At 31.0% G+C, this 5,167-nt stretch carries 6 protein-coding genes; all 6 read right to left on the bottom strand.

Going from position 1 to position 5,167, the window contains the following annotated elements:
* Positions 1 to 48 precede the first annotated feature (48 nt).
* The 6 genes from HMPREF2663_RS09210 to HMPREF2663_RS09235 all read right to left on the bottom strand — a co-directional run bounded on the left by HMPREF2663_RS09210 (position 49) and on the right by HMPREF2663_RS09235 (position 5,047).
* On the bottom strand, positions 49 to 582 hold the full coding sequence (locus HMPREF2663_RS09210; protein WP_064206596.1) for a hypothetical protein: 534 nt from the start codon (positions 580 to 582) through the stop codon (positions 49 to 51).
* 12 nt (positions 583 to 594) lie between these two features.
* The gene (locus HMPREF2663_RS09215) at positions 595 to 933 is read right to left on the bottom strand and encodes a hypothetical protein (protein WP_064206597.1); all 339 of its coding nucleotides are present in this window, start codon (positions 931 to 933) and stop codon (positions 595 to 597) included.
* A 338-nt stretch (positions 934 to 1,271) separates the two neighbouring features.
* Entirely contained in the window at positions 1,272 to 1,913 is a 642-nt protein-coding gene (locus tag HMPREF2663_RS09220; protein ID WP_032603294.1) for a pathogenicity island protein, read from the bottom strand.
* A gap of 1 nt (position 1,914) precedes the next feature.
* Complete coding sequence (locus HMPREF2663_RS09225) at positions 1,915 to 2,178, bottom strand: hypothetical protein (protein WP_002489657.1); 264 nt, start codon at positions 2,176 to 2,178, stop codon at positions 1,915 to 1,917.
* Positions 2,175 to 2,555 carry a hypothetical protein gene (locus tag HMPREF2663_RS09230; protein ID WP_002489680.1) on the bottom strand — a complete coding sequence of 127 codons (381 nt, stop codon included), beginning with the start codon at positions 2,553 to 2,555 and terminating at the stop codon, positions 2,175 to 2,177. The genes HMPREF2663_RS09225 and HMPREF2663_RS09230 overlap by 4 nt, the downstream gene beginning before the upstream one ends.
* Positions 2,556 to 2,794: 239 nt before the next feature.
* The gene (locus HMPREF2663_RS09235; protein ID WP_002489660.1) at positions 2,795 to 5,047 is read right to left on the bottom strand and encodes a phage/plasmid primase, P4 family; all 2,253 of its coding nucleotides are present in this window, start codon (positions 5,045 to 5,047) and stop codon (positions 2,795 to 2,797) included.
* Positions 5,048 to 5,167 lie beyond the last annotated feature (120 nt).

Here is a 5,167-nt window from a genome sequence, read left to right on the forward strand (position 1 = left end):
GATGTACCTTGATAAGTAGTTGTTGTCATAATATATACCTCTTTCTTTTTAATTTGCTTTTAAAAGCTTTTCTTGTCTTGCTCGTTTCATACGCGCTTTAATTCTTTCTTTTCGTGCTTTACCTTCTGCCCTACGTCGCTCTTTATCAGCTTTAATTTCTTCTTGTATAGCAGTATTTCTATTATTCTTATCTTTACTATCTATGTGGCTTATATCCTCGCATATGCGTAATATAAGGCTCTCATCAGCTAATACGTCATCTCTTTGATACCTCTTTATCTGACGTTGTTCACTTTCACTATAGTTAGATAGTATTATGTTAAACTTCTTTAAATCATGGTTAGATTTATGCTTAAATTTTTCTAGCTTCTCACGTTCTTCGATAATACTTAATGCCAAATCTTCTATGTGGTTTGATTCATAGGACAACTGCATAGTGTATGGATCAATAAACATTCTTGGATAATGTAAAGCGTACATATCATCAATGCGTTGTTCCCATTTATCAAACTCACTTTTTAAGAATGCAGCATTATACTTTGTTTTGAGTTGAATAACAGCATATCTTTGTCCTACTCCCAAATGCTACACCTCTTACACGCTTAGTTTTCGAAGTACATCTAATCTTGCTTGTGTTCCTAACATTTGACGTTTGACACTGTAAATAGCTTGTTTCTTATCATCTTCATTTCTGATAATGAAATAGCCTCTAGAATCTTTCTTATAGCTATAACCTACTGGATATTGATAGTTAATAATTAAGCTAGTAATAACTTGTGTTAGCCATCTATCATTGGCTTTATTTAGGGGATAACCTAGTTGATTCAATATCTTAGTCTTAGTTACATACTTTTCATTTGAGTTCTGAATTATGTCATAAACTCTTAAATATTCGTTTGGTACAGATTGATTTTTATTTAATGTATCTATCATGTTTTATTCCTCGTTTTATTTAGTATTCCCTTTCTGTTTACTAACTCCCTAAAACGGTACTGATACATTCAATTTTTCTCCACACTCTAATTATATCAAAATTACACTAAAAATACAAACTTATGTTCCTGTTTTAACTCATTTTATTTTTTACTTAACAATCCTAATAAACATTGAATTAACAACTTTTATAAGTGTTTTTCATATACTATCACACACTACGACACAAGAACATATGTTCTAATTAATTTGCATTTTAACCCCTCATGAAAATTAAGCGCTTAGCTTTTTTTAGTTTTTATATAGGAGCCACACACTACATGCGACCCCTTATTTAGCTACTTACTCACACTATAGTACGATTCTTTCAATTCACTTAACTTACGCTCTAACGTCTTATAATCGTCTTGTGTAGCATTCTCATCTTGTACAAATGCAGTAACCAACTTTAATCCCTCAACTAATTCTGTTGCTGGTTCATTAATCCCTGTTGCTAACTGATACAACATTTCAATATTACCTATCACATCAGCATTACTGGACTGAATGCCCTCAACAGTATCTGAGTCAAAGCCTTTTTCCATATAGTCGAACACATCACTATTATTAGATTCTGCGTAAGTTTGTAACCCATACATAAAAAACTCATCATTAAATAGATTATCAGCCATCATATCGCTTATAGAGAGCGTTTTATCATCATGTAATTCATAACCTGCATAATAACCATCAATACTTCTTATAAGCCCCTCAGTGTGCTTAGGAGAAGCTAACTCAAACGCTTTTCTCACATTACAATCCTTGATATATATGTGACCGTATAAATTACCATTCATAACTACATAAACCATATCAAACGGATCATTATATATTTTGAATCCAAACGGTGTTTCTCTACTACTTTCTAATAATCCAGTGTAATATCTTAATAACGTACCTGCTCTTGTTTCAAATTGATTTGCGATTATTTCTATATTCATATTATTCATCTCCTATTTGGTCCATCTCGACTGTATCGAGATTCAACTTTTTAATATCAAAACTTGGGCCGTCTTCATAATTTGAAACTAAATCACTGTCATGTAAATCAATGTTCGAGCCTTTAACTACCGTAGCAAGTTCTATTGGACAATAAATTATTTCGTCTCCCTTTCGATATTCAACAAAGTAATTATCTTTGACCAATACAGTTTGAGTAGAAGTATTGCTACAAAACCTATTGAAAATTTCATCTTTTTTATTCATCTCAAACGCGCTCCTTTTATTCTTTTATAAACTTCACTATCTCCTAAATCTTTGATACTTCTCTCGCTCAAATTAAAATGCCAATTTAATTGAGTTTTATCTTTTACATCAAAACCAGCTTTTAACATAGCACCCTTAAACTGACCATTTGTTATATAGCTACCTTCAAATGTGTCTTCTAATTTTTTACGGTATTCTGTTTCAAACACGTGTTTTAATCCATAAGAAGAATGCCTCATATTAAAAGACTTTATTTTATCTAGCGAATTACAAAATTCCATCAATGCACATTTCTTATCTTCATTTAATTCATCAAAATGTTCTGGTTTATTAATATCTATAATTTTAAATTCTCCTTTACTTTTAATAAGTAGCACAATGCTACCAAAAACTACTCATATGCTACCTGCTTAAACCCAGTCACACCAATGGTTAAAGATAAAAAAGTAGCAGTATTAAGACTTTTTCATACTCACATATATATTTTTATAGTGTTTTTATTATTAAAATATTTTCAATCTCTTAAAATCAATGCTACTGCTACCAAAACTACGAAAAATATTGATATGACAACGTTCATAAAGGTAGCAATATGGTAGTAAAAGGTAGTAAAGCACTACCTTTTTTGTTTTTTAAATCCCCATCTAACATTATTTTCTGTATATTTAACAGAACGTTTCCATTTAATACCATAGTTATTTTCTAAAAGTGTGATGAAATCATTCTTTTCTACTGGCTTTCTAATAAAATTGTTATGGCACCATACTTTATAATCTTTGTATGTTTCTGCACCTGGACGCTCCAAGAAGAAATCAACACTTCTATTTTCAAGATATTCACTTAAAGGATTATTATTGTCTGAGAATAACTCAGAACTTCTATCAGAGCGTTCATTAGGTGTGATATATGTGCCATCACGTTGTAGCATATCGGCCAATGTATCAACAGCTAATTTCAATACATATTCTTTAGCACTTTCACTATAGATTATGTTAGTGCTTTCAGTAATGCTCAAACGATCTTCATCATCCTTAAAACTGTAGTTAAATGGTATAATGTGCAGTCGCTTATTAATTTGATCGCCACTTTCTTTAAACTTCGGATAATGGTTACTAGCTATAATAAATGGCGTTTGCATACGTACCGAATGACTGGCCTTACCTTTTTGCTCAATCTCTAAATAACCACCTGTGATAGCCGTCTTAATGTTTCCAGCATCTTCTATTACAACATTGGGTAGATCATCAACAATGTTGGCCATTTTTCCATATATACTAGAACCTGCAAAATGGTTATTTGCTAATCTTTGAGGGCTTACTGATGATATTTGATTACCACTATCAAATGTGGCTTTTATTATATGTTGCACGGTAGACTTACCATTATCTGCGACTGTACCCAGTAAATAAATAATTTGATCAATAAGAATTTTCGGGTATAAAACTTGTGCAAACATTTCATATATATTCATGATAGTTGCTTCGTGATTACAAGATACTTTTCGTATTGTTGTATCTACAAATTCATCATACGCATTAGGATTATAAGCAGTAGGTAGTTTATTAATAACAAAAATATCTGGTGTAAATGTTTTAAATGCTTTCGTCTTATAATTAACTAAACCGTTTTTAACAGCGACATATTCTTTATTAACTTCACTTCTAACATCACACATATCAACAATGTAATTTCTAACTTCTTTAACAGAATTATCTTTTAAAACGTCTAAACTCCTAATAATCTTACGTAATTTACGACCTGTTTTATCTAGCTCATAAATACCACTTTGAGCATTATAAATATAAATATCACCATCAGAATCAGGGTATCTGACAATGTGATATTCCTGAGAAATATATTGGGCCATAATAGTATGATTGAATTTAGGTTTTTTATTTTCATCACCATTTGGATAAAACCACCAGGAACCATTTTGAATTTTCTTAGTTTTAGATTCATTATTGGGTTTGATATAAACTTCTTTTTGGTTATTTATAGCCTTATCTAATTCTAATTGTCCCCAAGTAGTGTTACCACGCTTAGAATCCCATTTATCGGTTAGATTGTTATAACTCAAAAATATACGTTCCATTTGAGCCTTATCTTTACTAGTATAGAAAGCTAGGTAATGCAAAAGGCTTTGGACACCTTCACTAGGACTATCAAAATATAGTTCATAATTACCTTTTAACAAATTACTGATTTTATCTTTTTGTTTGGATTTCAACATAATGTTAATAACATCTTCATCAGAAAGATTACTTTTATCATTAGAATGATATGTGATAGTAGTTTGTGTTGGTTCGTCTTGTTTAAAAAATCTAACGTATAGATTGTTTAATACTTCTTGATCATCACATATTTCACTTTGTCCAATTGATTCACCGGTAACTGTCATGAATCTTGCTGTGTCATATAGCTCAATATCTAAATCTGTACGCTTTTTCTTTCGTTCTGAAGGTAAATAACCTTTAAAGAAACAGTGTAGGCCCGTCCCACTTGGCGACTTTTCACAATAAGTTAGTTCAACCATTTCTAATGCTAAATCTGATATGATTTGACCGTTCTCATCAATCGCATTATCAATATCTAATACAATATAATTATCATCATTGCTTAGCATGAAGCCGATACCATCATAAATATCATTTTGTTCATATATTGCATTGATAGCGTCAAAAATAGTCCATGTATCACTATTAGTAGAACTCGCTTTATATCCAGCATAGCTATAAGGTACTTTTCCATATAGCTGTTGTTTCTCGACCCATTCAGCACGCCACAATACCCATTTAGGCAATTCAATTAATTCGTCGGGTATTTCTAGCGCATTGACTTCAAGTATCTTATTTTTTTCTTTAATTGCCATTGAATCCCTCCATTTGATACAAACAAAAGGACAAAGATGTTATAATAAATATGTGCAATTTATTAATTGTCCTTTTGATTGTTAAATATTAAATTTATGCGTTATCTGATTCTGTCGCCA

The organism is Staphylococcus sp. HMSC077D08, from assembly GCF_001837945.1.
In the GTDB taxonomy this organism is placed as follows: Bacteria; Bacillota; Bacilli; order Staphylococcales; family Staphylococcaceae; genus Staphylococcus; species Staphylococcus epidermidis.